A 20,324-nucleotide genomic window follows, 5' to 3' on the forward strand; every position below is an offset into this window, starting at 1 on the left:
CCTCGAGCGCCCCGCAAGGGATCCTGAGGACGCTCTCAATACGTTGAAAGGAGGGCAACAATGCCCTTATTTGTGTTCTTTACAAGTGACCGATTAGCCCGGACAATCCGGAGGCAAATCAGGTCCCTATTCCCATGACAGAGCCAAAGGGCACGACACAACCGAAGAGTGCACCGCTGCCCGTCGGCACGCTGTTGTCCAACTATCGTATTGTAAAGAAGTTGGCCAGCGGGGGGTTCAGTTTCGTCTACCTGGCCACCGACGATACCGGCGCACCGGTTGCCATCAAGGAATACCTGCCGTCGTCGCTGGCGCGGCGCAACCCGGGCGAACTGATCCCCGTGGTGCCCGAGGAAAACGCCGCCGCGTTCCGGCTGGGCCTGAAGTACTTCTTTGAAGAGGGCCGCTCGCTGGCCCGCATCTCCCATCCCAGCGTGGTGCGCGTGGTGAATTTCTTCCGCGAGAACTCCACCGTCTACATGGTGATGAACTATGAGCTGGGCAAGACGCTGCAGGAGCACGTGCTGGCCGCCCGCCAGCAAGGCGGCCCCAAGGTGCTGCGCGAGCATTTCATCCGCAAGGTCTTCCACGACCTGATGAGCGGCCTGCGTGAAGTGCATATCCACAAGCTGCTGCACCTGGACATCAAGCCCGGCAACATCTACCTGCGCGAGGACGAATCCCCGATCCTGCTGGATTTTGGCGCCGCGCGGCAGACCCTGACCATGGAAGCGGCCCGCTTCCAGCCGATGTACACCCCCGGCTTTGCCGCGCCCGAGCTCTATGGCAAGCATTCCGACCTGGGCCCGTGGACCGATGTCTACAGCCTGGGCGCGACGCTCTACGCGTGCATGGCCGGCATGCCGCCGCAGGAAGCCAACCAGCGCGAAAAGGAAGACCGCATGGGCGATGCCCTGGCGCGGCTGCGCAGCAGCTACACCAACGGGCTGGTGGACCTGGTCGAATGGTGCCTGCGGCTGACGCCGGCCGAGCGCCCGCAGAGCGTGTTCCGGCTGCAGAAGGAGTTGCGCGAGCAGACCAACGCCCTCGGCGAACAGGCGCTGGCGCCGCAGACGCAAGCCCCGGCCCTGGCGCCGGCGGAGCGGCCCGCGGCGACATCGCGCTTCCTGACCCTGCTGCGCCGGCGTGACGAATCCGTCCCCGGCGCGAGCGTCGACTGAATCACAAATCTGGCGCCCCGCTTGCGGCCAGTCCACTGAATTCCCTGAAAGCCAACATGCGATTCTCTGTCTACCAGGAAAGCAGGAAAGGCGGCCGCCGCGTCAACCAGGACCGCATGGGCTATTGCTTCACGCGCGACGCGCTGCTGATGGTGCTGGCCGACGGCCTGGGCGGCCATGCGCACGGCGAAGTCGCCGCGCAGCAGGCGCTGCAGACGCTGGCGCGCCAGTTCCAGGTGCAGGCGCGGCCCACGGTGCGCAACCCGGCCGAGTTCCTGCAGGACACCATCATGCTGGCCCACCGCGAGATCCACCGCTATGCCGAGGCCAACCAGATGGCGGACGTGCCGCGCACCACGGTGGTCTGCTGCCTGGTGCAGCAGGGCCAGATCTACTGGGCCCACGCCGGCGACTCGCGCTATTACCTGCTGCGCAAGGGCCGGCTGCTGACGCGCACGCGCGACCACTCCAAGATCGAGAACCTGCTGCAGCAGGAGCGCGTGCTGCCGATGCACGTGGCCAACCACCCGGAGCGCAACAAGCTCTACAACTGCCTGGGCTCGCCCAACCTGCCGCTGATCGACCTGGGCGGCCCGGTGCGGCTGGAGCCGGGCGACGTGGCCCTGCTCTGCTCCGACGGCCTGTGGGGCGCGCTGGAAGAGCCCGCGCTGGTGGACAAGCTGTCGCGCCTGTCGGTGGTGCAGGCGGTGCCCGCGCTGATCGAGCAGGCGCTGCAGAACGCCGGCGAAGGTGCCGACAACACCACCGGCATCGCCATGATGTGGGAACTGGACAGCAATGCGGCGGGGCAGGATTCGGTCATGACCGACACCCTGCCGCTGAACGCCTTCACTACCTCGATCCTGGAGCGCACCGGCTCGGAAAGCGACCTGCTGTCCGAAGAGGAGATCGAGCGCTCGATCGCAGAGATCCGCGCCGCCATCGACAAGACCAGCAACCTGATGCGGTAATGCCTTGCCCCGGCGGCGCGCCGGGGCAACTGTGCAGCGCTCCAGGGCTGGCGGCGTTAGAATCGCGGTCTCTCCCCGATTCGGACAAACCATCCCATGCGACCCAGCGGCCGCGCAGCCGATGCGCTGCGTTCCATCAGCCTTACCCGCCACTACACCCGCCACGCCGAGGGCTCCGTCCTGTGTGCCTTTGGCGACACCAAGGTGCTTTGCACCGCCAGCGTGCTGGCCAAGGTGCCGCCGCACAAGAAGGGCAGTGGCGAAGGCTGGGTCACGGCCGAATACGGCATGCTGCCGCGCGCCACGCACACCCGCTCTGACCGCGAGGCCGCGCGCGGCAAGCAGACCGGCCGCACCCAGGAAATCCAGCGCCTGATCGGCCGCGCCATGCGCTCCGTGTTCGACCTGGCGGCGCTGGGCGAATACACCATCCACCTGGACTGCGACGTGCTGCAGGCCGACGGCGGCACCCGCACCGCGGCCATTACGGGCGCCTTTGTCGCCGCCCATGACGCGGTTTCGACCATGCTGCGCGATGGCCTGATCGTTGCCAGCCCGATCCGCGACCATGTTGCCGCGGTCTCGGTCGGCATGGTCGACGGCGTGCCGGTGCTGGACCTGGACTACGCCGAGGACAGCAGCTGCGACACCGACATGAACGTGGTCATGACCGGCAGCGGCGGCTTTGTCGAGGTGCAGGGCACCGCCGAAGGCGCGCCGTTCAGCCGCGCCGACCTGGACGCCATGACGCGCCTGGCCGAAGCCGGCATCGCCCACCTGGTGCAGCACCAGCGCGAAGCGCTCGGCCTGGCCTGAGGAGCGGGACCCGCGATGCAACGCCTGGTACTGGCTTCCAACAACGCCGGCAAGCTGCGCGAATTCGGCGCGCTGCTGGCCCCGCTCGGCTTTGACGTGGTGCCCCAGGGCGAACTGGGCATTCCCGAGGCCGAAGAGCCCTTTGCCACCTTCGTCGAGAACGCGCTGGCCAAGGCCCGCCATGCCAGCCGGCTGGCCGGGCTGCCCGCGCTGGCCGACGATTCCGGCATCTGCGTGCAGGCGCTGGACGGCGCGCCCGGCGTCTATTCCGCGCGCTATGCGCAGATGGCCGGGCAGGCCAAGTCGGATGCCGCCAACAATGCCCACCTGGTCTCGCAACTGGCCGGCAAGCTGAACCGCCACGCGCACTACTACTGCGTGCTGGTGTTCGTGCGCCACGCCGAAGACCCTTGCCCGATCATCGCCGAAGGCCTCTGGCACGGCGAGGTCGTCGACGCGCCGCGCGGCGCGGGCGGCTTTGGCTACGACCCGCACTTCCTGCTGGCGCATCTGGGCAAGACCGCCGCCGAGCTGTCGCCCGAAGAGAAGAACACGGTCAGCCACCGGGCCCAGGCGCTGCGCGCGCTGGTGGCACGGCTGCAGGCCGATGCCGCGCAAAGCGCCACCCGATGATCCCGATCGTACCGGTCTCCGCGTCCGTGCCCGTGGACAGCAAGCAGCTCTGGCTCAAGCCCGGGCAGATCAGCCTGCCCGGCTCGCCGCCGCTGTCGCTGTACGTGCATATCCCGTGGTGCGTGCGCAAGTGCCCGTATTGCGATTTCAACTCGCACGCCGCACCCGGCGCCGACAACCACGAGATCCCGGAAGACATCTACCTGGACGCGCTGCGCGCGGACCTGGAGCAGTCGCTGCCGCTGGTGTGGGGCCGGCCGGTGCATACGGTCTTTATCGGCGGCGGCACGCCCAGCCTGCTGTCGGCGGCAGGCATGGACCGGCTGCTGTCGGACATCCGCGCGCTGCTGCCGCTGGATGCCGACGCCGAGATCACGATGGAGGCCAACCCCGGCACCTTCGAGGCCGACAAGTTCGCCAGCTACCGCGCCAGCGGCATCAACCGGCTGTCGATCGGCATCCAGAGCTTCAACGACCGGCACCTGCAGGCGCTCGGGCGCATCCACGGCGGTGCCGAAGCGCGCAAGGCGATCGACATCGCCCAGGCCAGCTTCGACAACATCAACCTGGACCTGATGTACGCCCTGCCCGGCCAGACGCTGGATGAATGCCGGCAGGATGTGGAAGCCGCGCTGTCGTACGGCACCACGCACCTGTCGCTGTACCACCTGACGCTGGAGCCCAACACCCTCTTCGCCAAATTCCCGCCCGCGCTGCCGGACGACGACAGCGCGTACGAGATGCAGGACTGGATCGAAGCGCGCACGGCCGAGGCCGGCTACCGGCACTACGAAACCTCGGCGTATGCAAAGCCGCATCGCGAGGCGCGCCACAACCTGAACTACTGGCGCTTCGGCGACTACCTCGGCATCGGCGCCGGCGCGCACGGCAAGCTGTCGTTCCCGCATCGGATACTGCGCCAGATGCGGCACAAGCATCCGGCCACCTACATGGAGCGGGCGCTGGCCGGCAATGCCGTGCAGGAAGCGCGCGATGTCGGCGCCGACGAGCTGCCGTTCGAGTTCATGCTCAACGCGCTGCGCCTGACCGACGGCGTGCCGGCATCGAGCTTCCACGACTACACCGGGCTGCCGCTGCATACCATCAGCAAGCAGCTGGCCGAGGCGGAAAAGAAAGGGCTGCTGGAAGCGGACCTGACCACCATCCGCCCCACCGAGCTGGGCCGGCGCTTCCTCAACGACCTGCAGGAGATGTTCCTGAAGGACTGAGCGCCGACGAGCACCGGTACAAGAAAAGGCCACGCGATGCGTGGCCTTTTACATGCTGGCAAACGTCAGGCTGGCATGTCAGTACGGCGTTGCCATGTCATTGGCCACGCGTGCGCGCATGCCCACCTGCAGGTTGCCCAGGCTCGACTGGGTCACCGTGGCGATGCGGCCATCATCCAGGCGCACGTTGACGCGGTACGCGGTCTGGGTGTTGCTGCCCGCGCGCTTCTCGATCTGGTTGCCGGCCACGGCGCCGACCACGGCACCGCCGATGGTCGCCGCGGTCTGCCCGCGCCCGCCGCCGATCTGGTGGCCCAGCAGGCCGCCGGCCGCACCGCCGATCACGGTGCCGAGCAGGCCCGAGCTGCCTTGCGTACTGGTGATCGGTTCAATCGATTCCACGCGGCCGTAGTACACCGCGCCAGCCGGGGCCTGCGAGGTGTTGGGAGTCTGGTACCCCGGAGGCGGGGCGTTGTAGCCGGTGTTGTAGCCGCTGTCATACGGGGCGGCACAACCGGCCAGCACAGCCGCTGCAGCCACCGGAACGATCAGCCATTTCTTGCTATGGATTCGCATTTTGAGTTCTCCTCTGTTGCCAGGCGAAAGCCGGGGATGCGGCACACACCGCGCCATCCGGCACGACAATATGAGCGATGCCGGCGTGTGAAGGTTCCGTAATGTCAGACAGACGCCGACATCCGCGGCAGCGGATGTGGCAGGAAGTTTACGCGCGCTTGCGTGCCGCAACACAAGACCACCATCGATCCACGCGAGCCTTGTATAATGCGCGGCCTGACCGTCAGGTCTGCAGGCGGCAGCGCGCCGGGCCCATGCCCTTTCGCGCTACAATGCCCGCACTTCCAGGAAGCGTGGCCGAGTGGTTTAAGGCAGCAGTCTTGAAAACTGCCGATGGGGTGACCCATCCGTGAGTTCGAATCTCACCGCTTCCGCCAGACAAGAGAAACGGCCCGCACCAGTAACTGGTGCGGGCCGTTTTTCATTAGAGATCGCCGTGCAGGTCTTGCGTCAGCAGACGGTACGCCTCGGCTTCTGAAATCCTGAGCCGGTACTTGCACGCCAGCACGCGCGCCAGGCCATGCGCCGCGCCCGGCGGGCTGTGCCGCAGTTGTTCGCGGTAGGCCTCCACTTCATAGCGCAGGCGCCAGCGCCGGCTGGCCAGGTAGAGCACGCCCATCAGGCCCCAGCTGCGCCAGAACTGGCGCACATGCACCTTCTCATGCTCGATCAGCGCCTGGCTGGCGCCGGGGCGCAGCAGGATCAGCGGACCGGGCGTGAAGCCGTCAAACCCGCGCGGTATCAGCCAGCGGGTTTCGACGACCAGGCACAAGGGCGAGCGGCAATAGCGGAGCATGCACCTAGCATAGCGCGGATGCCGCCGCCCTGCCGCTGGCTCAGGCCGCCGCCCGCAGCGGCGCGGAGGCGGCCAGCCCCCCGGCCTGCCCGCGCGAACGTCCCGAGCTCAGGTACCCGGCGATCGATTCCTGCGTGACCTCGCCCAGGTAGGCGCCGTCAGCGCCCATCACCGGCAGCCAGCTGGTGTTGTGCTGGTACATGCGCGACAGCACGATGCGCAGGTGCTCGTCGAAGGCCGCGGTGACGGCGAACGGGCGCATCACATCACTGCACTGCCCCTTGCCGGAGCGCGCATCGCGGCGCGTGACGTAGCCCAGCGCGACCTGGGCGTCGTCCACCACCGGCAGGTGGCGCACGTCGGCATCGTCCATCACGCCCAGCGCTTCGGCCAGCGGCATGTCGGGGCGGCAGCTCGGCGGCATGGTGGCAGCGTCGCCGGCGCGTACCAGCAGCAGGCGCTTGAGGGTGTTGTCGTGGCCGACGAAGGCCTGCACGAACTCATCGGCCGGATGCGCCAGCAGCGCGTCGGGGTGGTCGAACTGCACCAGCTTGCCGCGGCGGAACACCGCGACCTTGTCGGCCAGCTTGATCGCTTCGTCGATATCGTGCGAGACCATGATCACGGTCTTGCCGAGCTGGCGCTGCATCTGCAGGAATTCGTTCTGGATGCTCTCGCGGTTGATCGGGTCGACCGCGCCGAAGGGCTCGTCCATCAGCAGCAGCGGCGCGTCGGCCGCCAGCGCGCGGATCACACCGATGCGCTGCTGCTGGCCGCCGGAAAGCTCGCGCGGATAGCGCGTCAGCAGCCGGTTGGGATCGAGCTGCACCATCGCCATCAGCTCGCGCGCGCGCTCGCGGCACTGCTTCTTGTCCCAGCCCAGCAGGCGCGGCACCACCATGATGTTCTCTTCGATGGTCATGTTGGGGAACAGGCCGATCTGCTGGATCACGTAGCCGATCTTGCGGCGCAGGGTCACGCCGTCAAGGCCGCGCGTATCCTCGCCCTCGATGCGCACCGTGCCCGAGGTCGGCTCGATCAGCCGGTTGATCATCTTCAGCGTGGTGGTCTTGCCGCAGCCCGAGGGGCCGAGGAAGACGCAGATCTCGCCGCGCGGCACCGTCAGCGACACGGCGTCGACGGCGCGCGTTTCGGTGCCGTCTTTCTGCGGGAAGGACTTGGTGAGTTGGTCGAGTTCGATCATGTGCGGATTCCCTTTGGCGTCAGTGCCCGCTGCAACCACTGCAGGAAGGCGTCCGCCACGATGGCGAGCAGGCTGACCAGGACCGCGCCCACGGCCAGCTTGCTCATGTTGCTCTGGCTGATCGCCTGCAGGATCAGCACCCCAAGGCCACCCGCGCCGATGATGGCGGCAATGGTGGCAACCCCGATATTCATCACCACGGCGGTACGCACGCCGCCGAGGATCACCGGCACCGCCAGCGGCAGGTCCACCAGCCGCATGCGTTGCCAGGCGGTCATGCCGATGCCGCGTCCCGCTTCCTGGATGCCGGGGTCGACATTGGCCAGCGCGGTGTAGGTGTTGCGCATGATCGGCAGCAGCGAGTACAGGAACACCGCCGTCACCGCGGGCACGTAGCCAAGCGCATGGCCGAAGCGCGCGAAGATCGGGATCATCAGCCCGAACAGCGCGATCGACGGCAGCGTCAGCACGATCGTCGCCAGCGCCAGCAGCGGCGTGGCCAGCGCGCGGAAGCGCGTGATCACGATGCCCAGCGGCACCCCGATCAGGATCGCCAGCCCCACTGCCGAGCCCACCAGCGCCAGGTGCTCGCCGGTCATTTTCAGCAGCGTGGGCCAGCTGTGCTGCAGGTAAGAGAACAAGTCCATGCGGCCTCCCTCAGATCAGTCCGTGGCTGCGCAGGAAGTCCTCCGCGACCTTGTCCACCGGCTGCTGGCCGATGTCCACCTTGTAGTTCATGTCGGTCATGCTCTCGTTGTCGAGCTTGGCAGCGAGTGCATTGAGCAGGCCGGCCAGTTCCGGATGCTTGTCGAGCACCGGCTTGCGCACCACCGGCACCGCGTTGTACGGCGGGAAGAAATGCAGGTCGTCTTCCAGCAGCACCAGGTCGAAGCCCTTGACGCGGCCGTCGGTCGCATAGACCAGGCCCAGCTCCACCTGGTTGTTCTTCAGTGCGGTGTAGACCAGGCCCGGGTCGAGCTGGATCACGTCGCGGCGCGAGAACGGCAGCTTGTACAGCGCCTTGAGCGGCTCCAGGCCGTCCGGGCGCGCAGCGAATTCCATGTCGACCGCGAACGGATGACTGGCGTCGGGGCCGGCGCGGCGCATCTGCTCGGCAAAGCCCGACAGCGTGGTCACGCCGCTGGCCGCGCGTTCCTTCGGCATCGCCAACGCATAGGTGTTGTTGATGTTCGAGGCATCGAGCCACACCAGCCCGCGCGCGCCGTCCATCTGCTTGACGCGCTCGTAGCTTTCCCTGGCGCCGAGTTTTTCCTGGACCTTGTTGAACACGATCAGCGCGGTGCCGGTGTAGTCCCACACCACGTCGAGCTGGTTGCTCTCCATCGCCTGGCGCATCAGCGTGCTGCCCAGGCCGGCGGTCAGTTCGGTGGTGAGGCCCTTGGCGCGCAGGTATTTCGAAGTCATCGACGACAGCAGCAGCTGCTCGGTGAAGTTCTTGCCGCCCACGCGGATCGGCGTGGCCTCGGCATGGGCTTCAGGCGCAGTGGCCAGCGCCAGGCCCGCCGCAAAAGCGGTGACGGCAGCCACCACCAGGGCGACGCGCCGGGCGCGGCGGCGGATGAATTGCATCTGGTTTTCCATTTCGGTCCCCATGTTCAGCGCGCCAGCCCGCGCCGGCGCAGATACAGCTGGCCGGCGGCGGCAAAGAGTGCGTCCAGGGCCAGCGCCAGCAGCGCCGTGGCGGCAGCGCCCAGCAGCAGCAGCGGCTGGTTGTTCAGGTAGATGCCCGGGAAGATCAGCTCGCCCAGGCTGTTGGCACCGATCAGGAAGGACAGCGGCACCGTGCCCACGTTGATGACCAGGGCGATGCGGATGCCGGCCAGCATCACCGGCAGCGCGTTGGGCAGTTCCACGCGCACCAGGCGCTGCACCGGCGTCATGCCGATGCCACGCGCCGCTTCCAGCAGCGTGGGCGAGACATTGCGCAGGCCTTCGTAGGTATTGCGCACGATCGGCAGCAGCGAGGCCAGCCACAGCGCCAGGATGGCGGGCCGCTCGCCGATGCCGAGCACGGCCAGGGCCAGCGCCAGCACCGCCAGCGACGGCACGGTATTGCCCACGTTGAAGACCTGCATCAGGCGGTCGGCCCAGCGGCGCATGCACGGGCGGCTCAGCGCGATGCCGGCCGGGATGCCGGTGGCCAGCGCCAGCGTCATGGACAGCACCACCAGGCGCAGGTGGTCGGCCACGTCGTAGAGCAGGCGCTCCTGGTACTGGCGAATCACATCGACGCCGATCCATGCCACCAGTGCAGCCAGCGCGGCCAGCGTCAGTCCTGCCCAGGCGAGGGCCCGTGCCGATTGCTTTGACATACTCTCCCCTTTTCCGAAACCGAAAAGCGCGCAGCACGCCACTTCCCGGCAATGGAAAACAATATGGGCTGGTGCGTGCGGAGATAGGGCGCCACCAGTCCCGGTTCAGATTGCATTGCCGCCATGACCGGCACGATTGCCGGCGGACGGTCTGTGGATTCCTCCGCCGTGGGCGGGAAGTCCGATTGACGGGATGCCGGGTTGGATTGGCAGTCCCTGAAGCGGCGCAACCGGCGACGCAAAGTTGTTGCGATCGGTTGGCCAGTGGCAGCGCAAATATTGAAGTTTTCCGACGCGCCGCCGGTCCATCGGCCGTTGACTGGCAAGGGCTGGCGAGGTTTTGATACCCCCGCATCTCGCCTCAACGGATGACAAAGAGAGCGCTATTATAGCGATCTTCATCGATCCTGTCATCTTCCCGCATTTTTCCGGCCTTCCTGCGCCGATTTTGCGCGAACTGGCGGCAGTAGGACGGCATGTTCGGTCGTGCATTAGCCGACATATGGAGACTTCCCGGATCGTTCTGAAATCGCGGAAACCGGACAGCCAGTTGGTACGCCAGCAGAACAATCTGTTGCCCGGCGACCCTCTACTCTTTCCGCGCCAAAACACTAAATTGACGAGGTAGCTGAAACGACGGGAAACCGGCCCGGCCATTGCCGCGCGGAACCCGCCCACTGGAGAAAGACATGGACACCCTTGCCACCACCTTCGCCACCGTTCCCGCCGCCGCCGCCGAAACCGTGCAACGCTCGCGCGCCGTGGACCGCGTGGTGCGGGGCATCGCCACCTCGGACGGCGCCGGCGTCAAGCTGACCCGCGTGCTGACGCAGAACCTGCAGCGCCGGCTGGACCCGTTCCTGATGCTCGATGCCTTCGGCACCGACAGCAAGGACGACTACATCGGCGGCTTCCCCGATCACCCGCACCGCGGCTTCGAGACCATCACCTACATGCTGGCCGGGCGCATGCGCCATCGCGACAGCGCCGGCAACGAGGGGCTGCTGCAGAACGGCGGCGCGCAGTGGATGGTGGCGGGCGCAGGCGTGGTCCACTCGGAAATGCCCGAGCAGGAAGACGGCCGCATGGAAGGTTTCCAGCTGTGGCTGAACCTGCCGGCCGCGGGCAAGATGACCGCGCCGTGGTACCGCGACCTGCCCGCCGCCGAGATCCCGACGGTGGCGCTGGACCACGGCGTCACGGTGCGCGTGCTGGCGGGCGCCACGCACGGCGTGGCCGGCGCGATCACGCGCCCGGTGACCGAGCCGGTCTACCTGGACGTGCACCTGCCGGCCGGCCAGACCTTTGCGCAGGCGCTGCCGGCCGGGCACAACGCGTTCGTCTACGTGTACCGGGGCGAGGTTTCGATCGGCAGCGGCGACGACCGCGCCGTGATCGAGGCCCAGCGCATGGGCGTGCTGGACAACGCCGGCCAGTCTGACGGCGTCATCGTCAGGGCCGAAGCCGACGCGCGCTTCCTGCTGATCGCAGGCCAGCCGCTGAACGAGCCGATCGCGCAGCACGGGCCGTTCGTGATGAACACGCAGGAGCAGATCTACCAGACCCTGGCGGATTTCCGCGACGGGCGCTTCGCCACCAGCGCCGCCACCACCGGCGCCTGAGCCCTGCCGGCGGGGGGCCGCCCTGGCCCCCCCCCCCCCCCCCCCCCCGCTGCTCCAGTCCAGCCGCTGGCTCCGCAAGGGGCCGGCGGCTTTTTTTCGTGCTGTGGCCGGCACGCGACTTGCAACCACCCCCAAACCGTTGCAGGGACTGGAATGACGCCGGAATCGGCCCGCCCGGTGTCCTGTCACTTATATAATCCATCACCAATATCGGGCATCACCAAACCATGATGAATGCTGCAATGCGTCGCGGCGATGCTGCGCCACGCACTGCCGCGCTGTTGACTCATCCCACGTTGCTGCCATCACAACAACCCGAGCCGCCTCAGTGACATCACAACTCCCTCCCAGGCTGGCGCTGGCCCATATCAGCAAGCGCTACCCGGGCGTCGTCGCCAATGACGACGTCAGCCTCAGCGTCGCCCCCGGCGAGATCCATGCCGTGCTGGGTGAAAACGGCGCAGGCAAATCCACCCTGATGAAGATTATCTTTGGCGCGGCCCGTCCGGATGCCGGCGAGATGCACTTCAACGGGGCGCCGGTCACCATCAACAGTCCGCACGACGCCCGCAACCTGGGCATCGCCATGGTGTTCCAGCATTTCTCGCTGTTCGACACGCTGACCGTGACCGAGAACATCGCACTCGGCCTGCCCGCCGGACAGCAAGGCAACATGAAGCAGCTGGCCGAGCGCATCCGCGCCACTGCCGAGCGCTACGGACTGCCGCTGGAGCCGAACCGCCATGTGCATACGCTGTCGGTCGGCGAGCGCCAGCGCGTGGAGATCGTGCGCGCGCTGCTGGCCAATCCGCAGTTGCTGATCCTGGACGAGCCCACCTCGGTGCTGACCCCGCAGGCAGTGGAAACGCTCTTCGTCACGCTGCGCCAGCTGGCCGCCGAAGGCACCAGCATCCTCTACATCAGCCACAAGCTCGACGAGATCCGCGCGCTGTGCCATCAGGCCACCGTGATGCGCATGGGCAAGGTCACCGGCGTGTGCGATCCGCGCCAGGAAACCGCGGCCTCGCTGTCGCGGCTGATGATCGGCGGCGAGCCCCCGCGCGAGACGCGCGTGGCTGCCGAGCGCGGCCCGGTGCGGCTCAGCGTGCAGGGCCTGTCGCTGCCGCGCGCGCATGCCTTCGCCACCGAGCTGAGCCGGATCTCGCTGGATGTCCACGCCGGCGAGATCGTCGGCATTGCCGGCGTGTCCGGCAACGGGCAGCAGGAGCTGCTGGCCGCGCTGTCCGGTGAAGACACACGCGCAGACAACATGTCGGTGCAGCTCGGCGGCAAGCCAGTCGGCCGGCTCGATGCGCGCCAGCGCCGGCGCGCGGGCCTGGCCTTCGTGCCGGAAGAGCGCCTGGGCCGCGGCGCGGTGCCGGGCATGAGCCTGGCGACCAATATCCTGCTGTCGCACCAGACGCCACCCTATGTGCGGCAAGGCATGATTTCTCCCGGCGCGGCCACCGGGCTGGCTTCGGCCGTGATCAGCCGCTTCCGCGTCAAGGCCAGCGGGCCGCACGCGCTGGCGCGCAGCCTGTCGGGCGGCAACCTGCAGAAATTCATTGTCGGCCGCGAGATCGAAAGCGGCCCTAAGGTACTGATCGTGGCGCAACCGACCTGGGGCGTGGACGTTGGCGCCGCGGCGCAGATCCACAACGAGATCCTGGCGCTGAAGGCCACCGGCTGCGCCATCCTGGTGGTGTCGGAAGAGCTCGATGAGCTGTTCGCGATCTGCGACCGGCTGCACGTGATCGCCAAGGGCCGCTTGTCGCCTTCGGTGCCTGCCGAGACCGCGACGCGCGAGCAGATCGGCCTGTGGATGAGCGGACTGTGGCAAGGCGGGCCCGCCCAGGCGCAATCCGGCGCGGAGGTGGCAAGCCATGGCTGATGTGCGACAACTGCTGCCCCGCTCCCCCCTCTCGCTGGCGCCGCGTGGCCTGCCCTCGCGCACCATGGCCTATGCCTCGCCGGTGATCGCACTGGCGCTGACGCTCCTGTTCGGCGCGCTGCTGTTCCTGGTGCTCGGCAAGGACCCCGTGGCCGCGCTCAAGGTCTTCCTGGCCGATCCGCTGCGCGACCAGCGCGCCATCGGCGAGGTGCTGCTCAAGACCGTGCCGCTGGTGCTGTGCGCGCTCGGCCTGTCGGTGTGCTACCGCGCCAACGTGTGGAATATCGGCGCCGACGGGCAGCTGATTGCCGGCGGCATCTGCGCCGGCGCCACCGTGCTTTACTTCGATGTGCCGGGCCAGGCCATGAACGGCACCGTGGTGCTGGTGCTGGCCTCACTCGCCGGCATGGTCGGCGGCATGCTGTGGGCCTCGCTCACGGCGGTGCTCAAGGACAGGTTCAACGCCAACGAGATCCTGGTCTCGCTGATGCTCACCTATATCGCGCAGCAGCTGCTGCTGTGGGTGGTCAACGGGCCGCTGAAGGATCCCAACGGCATGAACTTCCCGCAGTCGAAGGTGTTCTCGTCCGAGTACCTGCTGCCCAACCTGATGTCGGGCTCGCGCCTGCATGCCGGCTTTGCCGTGATGCTGGTGCTGGTGGCAGTGATGACCGTGTTCGTGTTCCGCAGCTTTGCCGGCTACCGCCTGCAGGTGGGCGGCACCGCGCCGGCGGCGGCGCGCTACGCGGGTTTCTCGGCGCGCAGCGCGCTGTGGAGCGCACTGCTGATCTCGGGCGCCACCGCGGGCCTGGCGGGCGCGTTCGAAGTGACCGGCCCGATCGGCCAGCTGCTGCCGTCGATCTCGCCGGGCTACGGCTTCACCGCCATCATCGTCGCCTTTATCGGCCGGCTGCATCCGGTCGGCACGGTCTTCGGCGGCATCATGATGTCGCTGTTCTATATCGGCGGCGAGATGGCGCAATCGCGCCTGGGCCTGCCGTCGGCCATTGGCTGGGTGTTCCAGGGCATGCTGCTGTTCTTCCTGCTGGCCTGCGACACGCTGATCGAAAACCGCCTGCGCTGGCGCGCCACCACGGCCTGAGCGGAGCTACAGAACAATATGGAACAACTCGCTCCCCTTATCGCCACCGCCATCAACGCCGGCACGCCGCTGCTGCTGGCCGCGCTGGGCCTGCTGATCAACGAGCGCTCGGGCGTGCTCAACCTCGGCGCCGAAGGCATGATGCTGGTGGCCGCGGTGGCCGGCTTCATGGTCGGCTACCAGACCCAGTCGCCGCTGCTCGGCTTTGCCGCCGGCGCGCTCGCCGGCATGCTGATGGCTACGCTGTTCTCGTGGCTGGCGCTGGTACTGGCCACCAACCAGGTCGCCACCGGCCTGGCGCTGTCGATCTTCGGCACCGGCCTGTCGGCCTTCATGGGCCAGCGCTTTGTCGGCTTCGCCATGCCGGCGCAGGCCAAGGCCGTGCCCGGCCTGGCCGACCTGCCCTTCTTCGGGCCGGCCTTCTTCCAGCATCACTGGATGGTGTATTTCAGCCTGCTGCTGTGCTTTGCCATCATGTGGTTCCTGTTCCGCACGCGCGCGGGGCTGACCTTGCGCGCGATCGGCGAAGCGCCCGAATCGGCGCACGCGCTGGGCTACCCGGTGCGCACCATCCGCTTTGGCGCGCTGCTGTTCGGCGGTGCCTGCTGCGGGCTGGCCGGCGCCTACCTGTCACTGGTGTACACGCCGATGTGGGTCGAGAACCTGGTCGCCGGCCGCGGCTGGATCGCGCTGGCGCTGACCACCTTCGCCACCTGGCGCCCGGGCCGCGTGCTGGTGGGCGCGTGGCTGTTCGGCGGCGTGACCATCCTGCAGTTCTACCTGCAAGGGATCGGCGTGTCGGTGCCGTCGCAGTTCCTGTCGATGCTGCCCTACGCGGCCACCATCGTGGTGCTGGCGCTGATCTCGCGCAACCCGGCCTGGATCCGGCTGAACATGCCGGCCTCGCTGGGCAAGCCCTTCCGGCCCGGCAATGCCTGAGCCTCGAGTTTTTTGACGGAAATCCCTGAGCTACCAACAATTCATCACAAGGAGAAATCATGATCGTCACGCGCAGGAAGACCCTGGCGGCCCTGGCCGCCACCGCCTTGCTGGCCCTCGCGGGCTGCGGCAAGAAAGAGGCCGACAAGCCTGCCGAGACGGCGGGCGCGGCCTCCGCGCCCGTGGCCGAGCAGAAGGCCGAGCCGCTCAAGGTCGCCTTCGTCTATATCGGGCCGGTCGGCGATGCCGGCTGGACCTTCGCGCATGACAACGGCCGCAAGGCCGTGGAAGAGAAGTTCGGCGACAAGGTCAAGACCACCTTCGTCGAGAACGTGCCCGAATCCGCGGCCGACGCCGAGCGCGTGTTCCGCGACCTGGCCAGCCAGGGCAACAAGCTGATCTTCGGCACCACCTTCGGCTACATGGAGTCGATGCTCAAGGTCGCCAAGGAATTCCCGGACGTGAAGTTCGAGCACGCCACCGGCTTCAAGACCGCCGAGAACCTGGCCCAGTACGACGTGCGCACTTATGAAGGCGCCTACCTGGCGGGCGTGGTCGCGGGCAAGATGAGCAAGACCGGCAAGATGGGCGTGGTGGCATCGGTGCCCATCCCCGAGGTGATCCGCAATATCGACTCGTTCACGCTGGGCGCGCGCAGCGTCAACCCCAAGGCCACGGTCAAGGTGGTGTGGGTCAACAAGTGGTTCGATCCGGGCAAGGAGCGCGAAGCCGCCACCACGCTGATCGGCCAGGGCGTCGACATGCTGATGCAGAACACCGACTCCGCCGCCGTGGTGCAGACCGCGCAGGAAAAGGGCGTGCACGCCTTCGGCTGGGACAGCGACATGAGCAAGTTCGGCGACAAGGCCCATCTGGCCGCGTCGGTGATCTCGTGGGGCGTCTACTACAACAAGGTGGTGGAAGACGTGCTGAACAAGCAGTGGAAGAACAGCACCACGTGGTGGGGCCTGAAGGAAGGCATGATCGACCTGAAGAGCTTCAACGCCGATGTGCCGGCTGACGTCAAGGCGCTGGTCGAAGAGCGCAAGAAGGGCATCGCCGACGGCAGCGCGCCGATCTGGAAGGGTCCGATCAAGGACAACACCGGCAAGGAACAGCTGGCCAAGGACCAGGTGGCCGACGACGGCTTCCTGCATGGCGTGAAGTTCTACGTCGAAGGCGTGGAAGGCAAGATCCCGGGCTGATTGGTGCACCAGAGCCGCCCGAGCTTGCCCAAGCAAGGTGTTCTCCCTCTCCCCTCAGCGGGAGAGGGGAGCAAACCGCCAGCCTTGGCTATCCCCAAGGCATCTCCCTGCACCTCCGGAACTTGAAGCCGCCGATAACGGCCCAAGCTATCTGTGCATGCGCCAGTGACCGGCGCGCGCTATGTGAAGGAGGCCTCTCATGTGGAAGCGATTTTCGGCCCTGTGGACGCTGGTTCGCCGCGACGGCCGCCTGTTCTGGTACGCGCTGCGCCATCCGGACGCGCCGGCCTGGCTCAAGCCCGCCGCCATCGGGCTGCTGCTCTACGCAATCTCGCCGATCGACCTGATCCCCGACGTGGTCGCGGGCCTGGGCATTGTCGATGACGTGGTGCTGATTCCACTGGCGGTGCACCTGATCCTGAAGCGCCTGCCGCCGCATATCCTGCGCCAGGCGCAGACGCGCGCCACCGCCACCACGGTCCGGCCGCACTGACGGCATCGCTCAACGACAAAGCCCCGGGGCAGCGCCTGCCGCCCCGGGGCTTTTGCTTGCCTGGCTGGCTGTTGCTCAGTTCGGCAGCAGGATGGTCGAGCCCGTGGTCTTGCGCGATTCCAGGTCGCGGTGCGCCTGCGCCACCTCCGACAGCGCGTAGCGCTGGCGGATATCGATCTTCACCTTGCCGGTGGCCACGGCGTCGAACAGGTCGGCCACCATCGGCTCCAGCAGTTCGCGGTGCACCACGTAGGTCATCAGTGTCGGCCGCGTCAGCCGCAGCGAGCCCTTGTTGCCCAGCACCGACAGGTCGAACGGCGGCACCGGACCCGAGGCGTTGCCGAAGCTGACCATGGTGCCGCGCGGCGCCAGGCAGTCGAGCGAGCCCTGGAATGTGTCCTTGCCGATCGAGTCATAGACCGCCGGCACGCCCTTGCCGTTGGTGATCTCCCTGACCCGTTCCACGAACGACTCACGCGTGTAGACGATGGTGTGGGCGCAGCCGTTGGCGCGTGCCAGTTCGGCCTTCTCGTCGCTGCCGACGGTGCCGATCACGGTCACGCCGAGCGCCTTGAGCCACTGGCTGGCAATCAGGCCGACGCCGCCGGCGGCGGCATGCAGCAGCACCGTGTCGCCCGGCTGCACCTTGTAGCTGTCGCGGATCAGGTACTGCGCGGTCAGGCCCTGCAGCATCATCGCCGCGGCGGTGTCGAACGGGATCGCGTCGGGCAGCCGCACCACGATATCGGCCGGCATCACGCGCACCTGCGCGTAGGCGCCGGTGGGACGGCCGGCGTAGGCCACGCGGTCGCCCACGGCGACGTGGCGCACATCCTCGCCCACCGCTTCGACCACGCCGGCGCCTTCCATGCCCAGCCCGCCCGGCAGCGGCTGCTTGTACAGCCCGGTGCGGAAATAGACATCGATGTAGTTCAGGCCCACCGCCTCATGGCGCACGCGCACCTGGCCTGGGCCGGGCTCGCCCACTTCGACATCGACCCACTGCATGACTTCGGGACCGCCGGTTTGCTCGATCCGGATGGCTTTGCTCATCTGTGTCGCTCCTTCGCTATGGTGTTGTATCGGTGGGAATTCAGTTGCCGGCTTCAGCCTCGCGCGTCAGCCCGGCGATCAACAGCTCGGCAGTGGCCACGTTGGTGGCACACGGCACGTTGTGCACGTCGCAGGCACGCACCAGCGCGTTGATATCGGGTTCATGCGGCTGCGGCGTCATCGGGTCGCGCAGGAACACCACGGCGCGCACCAGGCCTACGGCCAGTTGCGCGCCGATCTGCAGGTCGCCGCCCCACGGCCCCGACAGCATGCGCGTCACCTCCAGCCCGACCTCGTCGATCAGGCGCCCGCCGGTGGTGCCGGTGGCCAGCAGCTCGCACTGCGAAAGGAAGGCGCGGTGGCGCGTGGCGAAGGCGACGATGTCGTCCTTCTTGTGGTCGTGGGCGATCAGCGCGATGCGGGGGCGAGTCATCAGGGGTTCCTTGTTGCGGGGTCGGTGAACGTCAGGAAACAGGAGAAAGCAGCGGGATCAGAAGGTGCCCGGATAGGCGCCGCCATCGAGCAGGATGTTCTGCCCGGTGATGTAGCCGGCATGACGGCTGCACAGGAAGGCGCAGGTGGCGCCGAACTCGGCCGGCTCGCCGAAGCGGCGCGACGGGTTCGCCGCGGCGCGGCGCTGCGCCACCTCATCGACGCTCAGGCCAGCCTTCTTGGCCCCGCCTTCCATGGTCTTGAGCAGGCGGTCGGTGTTGAACGGGCCCGGCAGCAGGTTGTTGATGGTCACGCCGTGCTGCGCCACTTCGCGCGCCACGCCCGCGACAAAGCCGGTCAGGCCCGAGCGCGCGCCATTGGACAGGCCCAGCACATCGATCGGCGCCTTGACCGCGCCGCTGGTGATATTGATGATGCGGCCCCACTTGCGCGCGATCATGCCGTCGACGGTGGCCTTGATCAGCTCGATCGGGGTCAGCATGTTGGCGTCGAGCGCGGCCAGCCAGTCGCTGCGCTCCCAGTCGCGGAAGTTGCCCGGCGGCGGGCCGCCGGCGTTGTTCACCAGGATGTCGAGATCGCCCAGCTTGGCCACCGCGTCCAGCGCCGCCTTGCGGCCTTCGGGCGTGGTGATGTCGGTCGCCACCGCGATCACGCGGCGGCCATGGCGCGCGCGCAGGCCGGCGGCGGCCTTCTCCAGCGCCTCGGCGCCGCGCGCCACGATCACCACGTCGACGCCCTCGGCCGCCAGCGCGTCGGCGCAGGCAAAGCCCAGGCCCTTGCTGGCGCCGCATACCAGCGCATGCTTGCCGCGCAGTCCCAGATCCATGTCCTTCTCCTTTGTCTGTTGTCTTTGGCGGGCCAGCCCCGGGGCCGGCCCGGAATCACGTCTTTCTTGCCGACAGCAAATACATGCCGCCCATCACCAGCGCGCTGCCGGCCAGCTGCACGCCGCTGATGGGCTCGCCCAGCAGCCAGAAGGCCAGGAACAGGGTCGACACCGGGCCGATCATGCCCGCCTGCGACGCCATCGGCGCGCCGATGCGCGACACCGCCACCATGGTCAGCGACACCGGCAGCACGGTGCAGAACACCGCATTGACGAGTGACAGCCACATCACCGGAGCCGGCTGCGCCAGTTCCGCCACCGGCCGGCCCAGCACCAGGTACTGGATCACGCAGCAGGCGGTCGAGACGCACATCGCATACGCCACCAGCCGCAGCGAGCCGATACGCCGCACCAGCTCGCCGCTCAGGATCAGGTAGATACCATAGGTCATGGCGCTGCCCAGCACCAGCGCGCCGCCCAGCCACACCTGGCTGCCGCTGACGTCCAGGTCATGCGCGAATACCAGCACGATGCCGGCGTAGGCCAGCAGCAGCGACAACCACTGGCGCATGGCGATCGGCCGGCGGAACACCAGCGCGGTGGCCAGCAGCACGAACGACGGCGTCAGAAACAGGATCAGCCGCTCCAGCCCGGCGGTGATGTATTGCAGGCCGATGAAATCGAGGAAGCTCGACAGGTAGTAGCCGATAAAGCCGAGAAACACCACGCGGCCGCGATCCGCCCACGACAGCGGCGCCAGCCGGCGCGACTGCCACCAGCCGATCGCCATGAACAGCGGCACCGCGAACAGCATGCGCAGCGTGATCACCATCACCGCATCGACGTTGTAGCGGTACATCAGCTTGGCGACGATCGCCTTGGCGGAGAACAGCACCGCGCCGACGGCGGCGATGACAAGGCCCGAGCGCTGCGGCGACGGCAGCGCGGCAGGTGCGGCGAGAGACTTCTGGGAGGCGGGCACGGGGAATACAGGGGGAAAG

Annotated in this window: 21 protein-coding genes and 1 tRNA gene; 12 read left to right on the forward strand and 10 right to left on the reverse strand. The window is 67.6% G+C overall.

From position 1 onward, the window contains the following. Nucleotides 1-134 precede the first annotated feature (134 nt). The 5 genes from AC3WON_RS25715 (at nt 135) to hemW (ending at nt 4,830) form a co-directional block, all read left to right on the forward strand. Nucleotides 135-1,181, forward strand: a complete 1,047-nt coding sequence (locus AC3WON_RS25715) for a serine/threonine protein kinase (protein WP_492321704.1) — start codon at nt 135-137, stop codon at nt 1,179-1,181. A 56-nt stretch (nt 1,182-1,237) separates the two neighbouring features. After that, entirely contained in the window at nt 1,238-2,152 is a 915-nt protein-coding gene (locus tag AC3WON_RS25720) for a PP2C family protein-serine/threonine phosphatase (RefSeq protein ID WP_010809228.1), read from the forward strand. A gap of 96 nt (nt 2,153-2,248) precedes the next feature. Next, entirely contained in the window at nt 2,249-2,968 is a 720-nt protein-coding gene (gene rph, locus AC3WON_RS25725) for a ribonuclease PH (RefSeq protein WP_492353013.1), read from the forward strand. Nucleotides 2,969-2,983: 15 nt separating this feature from the next. Beyond that, on the forward strand, nt 2,984-3,601 hold the full coding sequence (gene rdgB, locus AC3WON_RS25730) for an RdgB/HAM1 family non-canonical purine NTP pyrophosphatase (RefSeq protein ID WP_492321702.1): 618 nt from the start codon (nt 2,984-2,986) through the stop codon (nt 3,599-3,601). Further along, on the forward strand, nt 3,598-4,830 hold the full coding sequence (hemW, locus tag AC3WON_RS25735) for a radical SAM family heme chaperone HemW (RefSeq protein ID WP_492321701.1): 1,233 nt from the start codon (nt 3,598-3,600) through the stop codon (nt 4,828-4,830). Before rdgB ends, hemW begins: the two co-directional genes overlap by 4 nt. Nucleotides 4,831-4,908: 78 nt before the next feature. On the opposite strand, the gene AC3WON_RS25740 is transcribed toward hemW, so the two are convergent. Further along, the gene (locus AC3WON_RS25740; RefSeq protein WP_010809232.1) at nt 4,909-5,406 is read right to left on the reverse strand and encodes an outer membrane lipoprotein; all 498 of its coding nucleotides are present in this window, start codon (nt 5,404-5,406) and stop codon (nt 4,909-4,911) included. A gap of 287 nt (nt 5,407-5,693) precedes the next feature. Here AC3WON_RS25740 and AC3WON_RS25745 point away from each other — a divergent pair. Further along, nucleotides 5,694-5,783 (forward strand) — tRNA-Ser (locus AC3WON_RS25745). Nucleotides 5,784-5,830: 47 nt separating this feature from the next. On the opposite strand, the gene AC3WON_RS25750 is transcribed toward AC3WON_RS25745, so the two are convergent. From AC3WON_RS25750 to AC3WON_RS25770, 5 genes are read right to left on the reverse strand one after another with little or no spacing between them, the layout of a single operon-like run. Then, nucleotides 5,831-6,202, reverse strand: coding sequence for a hypothetical protein (locus AC3WON_RS25750; protein WP_010809233.1), 372 nt, complete (start codon nt 6,200-6,202; stop codon nt 5,831-5,833). Nucleotides 6,203-6,242: 40 nt separating this feature from the next. Next, a complete protein-coding gene (locus tag AC3WON_RS25755; protein WP_492353014.1) occupies nt 6,243-7,406 on the reverse strand; it encodes an osmoprotectant ABC transporter ATP-binding protein OsmV in 1,164 nt (387 codons plus the stop codon). Beyond that, the gene (locus tag AC3WON_RS25760; RefSeq protein WP_492321714.1) at nt 7,403-8,053 is read right to left on the reverse strand and encodes an ABC transporter permease; all 651 of its coding nucleotides are present in this window, start codon (nt 8,051-8,053) and stop codon (nt 7,403-7,405) included. The genes AC3WON_RS25755 and AC3WON_RS25760 overlap by 4 nt, the downstream gene beginning before the upstream one ends. Nucleotides 8,054-8,063: 10 nt before the next feature. After that, on the reverse strand, nt 8,064-8,996 hold the full coding sequence (locus AC3WON_RS25765) for a glycine betaine ABC transporter substrate-binding protein (protein WP_492321715.1): 933 nt from the start codon (nt 8,994-8,996) through the stop codon (nt 8,064-8,066). Nucleotides 8,997-9,022: 26 nt separating this feature from the next. Then, nucleotides 9,023-9,739, reverse strand: a complete 717-nt coding sequence (locus AC3WON_RS25770; protein WP_492353015.1) for an ABC transporter permease — start codon at nt 9,737-9,739, stop codon at nt 9,023-9,025. Between the two features lie 689 nt (nt 9,740-10,428). Here AC3WON_RS25770 and AC3WON_RS25775 point away from each other — a divergent pair. The 6 genes from AC3WON_RS25775 to AC3WON_RS25800 all read left to right on the forward strand — a co-directional run bounded on the left by AC3WON_RS25775 (nt 10,429) and on the right by AC3WON_RS25800 (nt 16,991). Continuing rightward, nucleotides 10,429-11,361, forward strand: a complete 933-nt coding sequence (locus tag AC3WON_RS25775; protein WP_492353016.1) for a pirin family protein — start codon at nt 10,429-10,431, stop codon at nt 11,359-11,361. A 328-nt stretch (nt 11,362-11,689) separates the two neighbouring features. Beyond that, nucleotides 11,690-13,252 (forward strand): ABC transporter ATP-binding protein, encoded by a 1,563-nt coding sequence (locus tag AC3WON_RS25780; RefSeq protein ID WP_492353017.1) that lies wholly within the window; start codon nt 11,690-11,692, stop codon nt 13,250-13,252. Then, nucleotides 13,245-14,354, forward strand: a complete 1,110-nt coding sequence (locus tag AC3WON_RS25785) for an ABC transporter permease (RefSeq protein WP_492321717.1) — start codon at nt 13,245-13,247, stop codon at nt 14,352-14,354. Before AC3WON_RS25780 ends, AC3WON_RS25785 begins: the two co-directional genes overlap by 8 nt. Nucleotides 14,355-14,372: 18 nt before the next feature. Beyond that, on the forward strand, nt 14,373-15,293 hold the full coding sequence (locus AC3WON_RS25790; RefSeq protein WP_010809241.1) for an ABC transporter permease: 921 nt from the start codon (nt 14,373-14,375) through the stop codon (nt 15,291-15,293). A 59-nt stretch (nt 15,294-15,352) separates the two neighbouring features. Next, nucleotides 15,353-16,498, forward strand: a complete 1,146-nt coding sequence (locus AC3WON_RS25795) for a BMP family ABC transporter substrate-binding protein (protein WP_492353018.1) — start codon at nt 15,353-15,355, stop codon at nt 16,496-16,498. 199 nt (nt 16,499-16,697) lie between these two features. Next, nucleotides 16,698-16,991: a YkvA family protein gene (locus AC3WON_RS25800; RefSeq protein ID WP_492321719.1), complete on the forward strand. Its 294-nt coding sequence runs from the start codon at nt 16,698-16,700 to the stop codon at nt 16,989-16,991. Between the two features lie 75 nt (nt 16,992-17,066). Here AC3WON_RS25800 and AC3WON_RS25805 read toward each other — a convergent pair whose 3' ends face one another. From AC3WON_RS25805 to AC3WON_RS25820, 4 genes are read right to left on the reverse strand one after another with little or no spacing between them, the layout of a single operon-like run. Beyond that, a complete protein-coding gene (locus AC3WON_RS25805) occupies nt 17,067-18,044 on the reverse strand; it encodes a quinone oxidoreductase family protein (RefSeq protein WP_035819617.1) in 978 nt (325 codons plus the stop codon). A gap of 40 nt (nt 18,045-18,084) precedes the next feature. Then, on the reverse strand, nt 18,085-18,477 hold the full coding sequence (locus AC3WON_RS25810) for a methylglyoxal synthase (protein ID WP_492321720.1): 393 nt from the start codon (nt 18,475-18,477) through the stop codon (nt 18,085-18,087). Nucleotides 18,478-18,534: 57 nt separating this feature from the next. After that, entirely contained in the window at nt 18,535-19,323 is a 789-nt protein-coding gene (locus AC3WON_RS25815) for an SDR family oxidoreductase (protein WP_010809246.1), read from the reverse strand. A 55-nt stretch (nt 19,324-19,378) separates the two neighbouring features. Next, on the reverse strand, nt 19,379-20,266 hold the full coding sequence (locus tag AC3WON_RS25820) for a DMT family transporter (protein WP_492353020.1): 888 nt from the start codon (nt 20,264-20,266) through the stop codon (nt 19,379-19,381). Nucleotides 20,267-20,324: the final 58 nt, after the last annotated feature.

This window comes from Cupriavidus sp. FW305-46 (genome assembly GCF_058787075.1).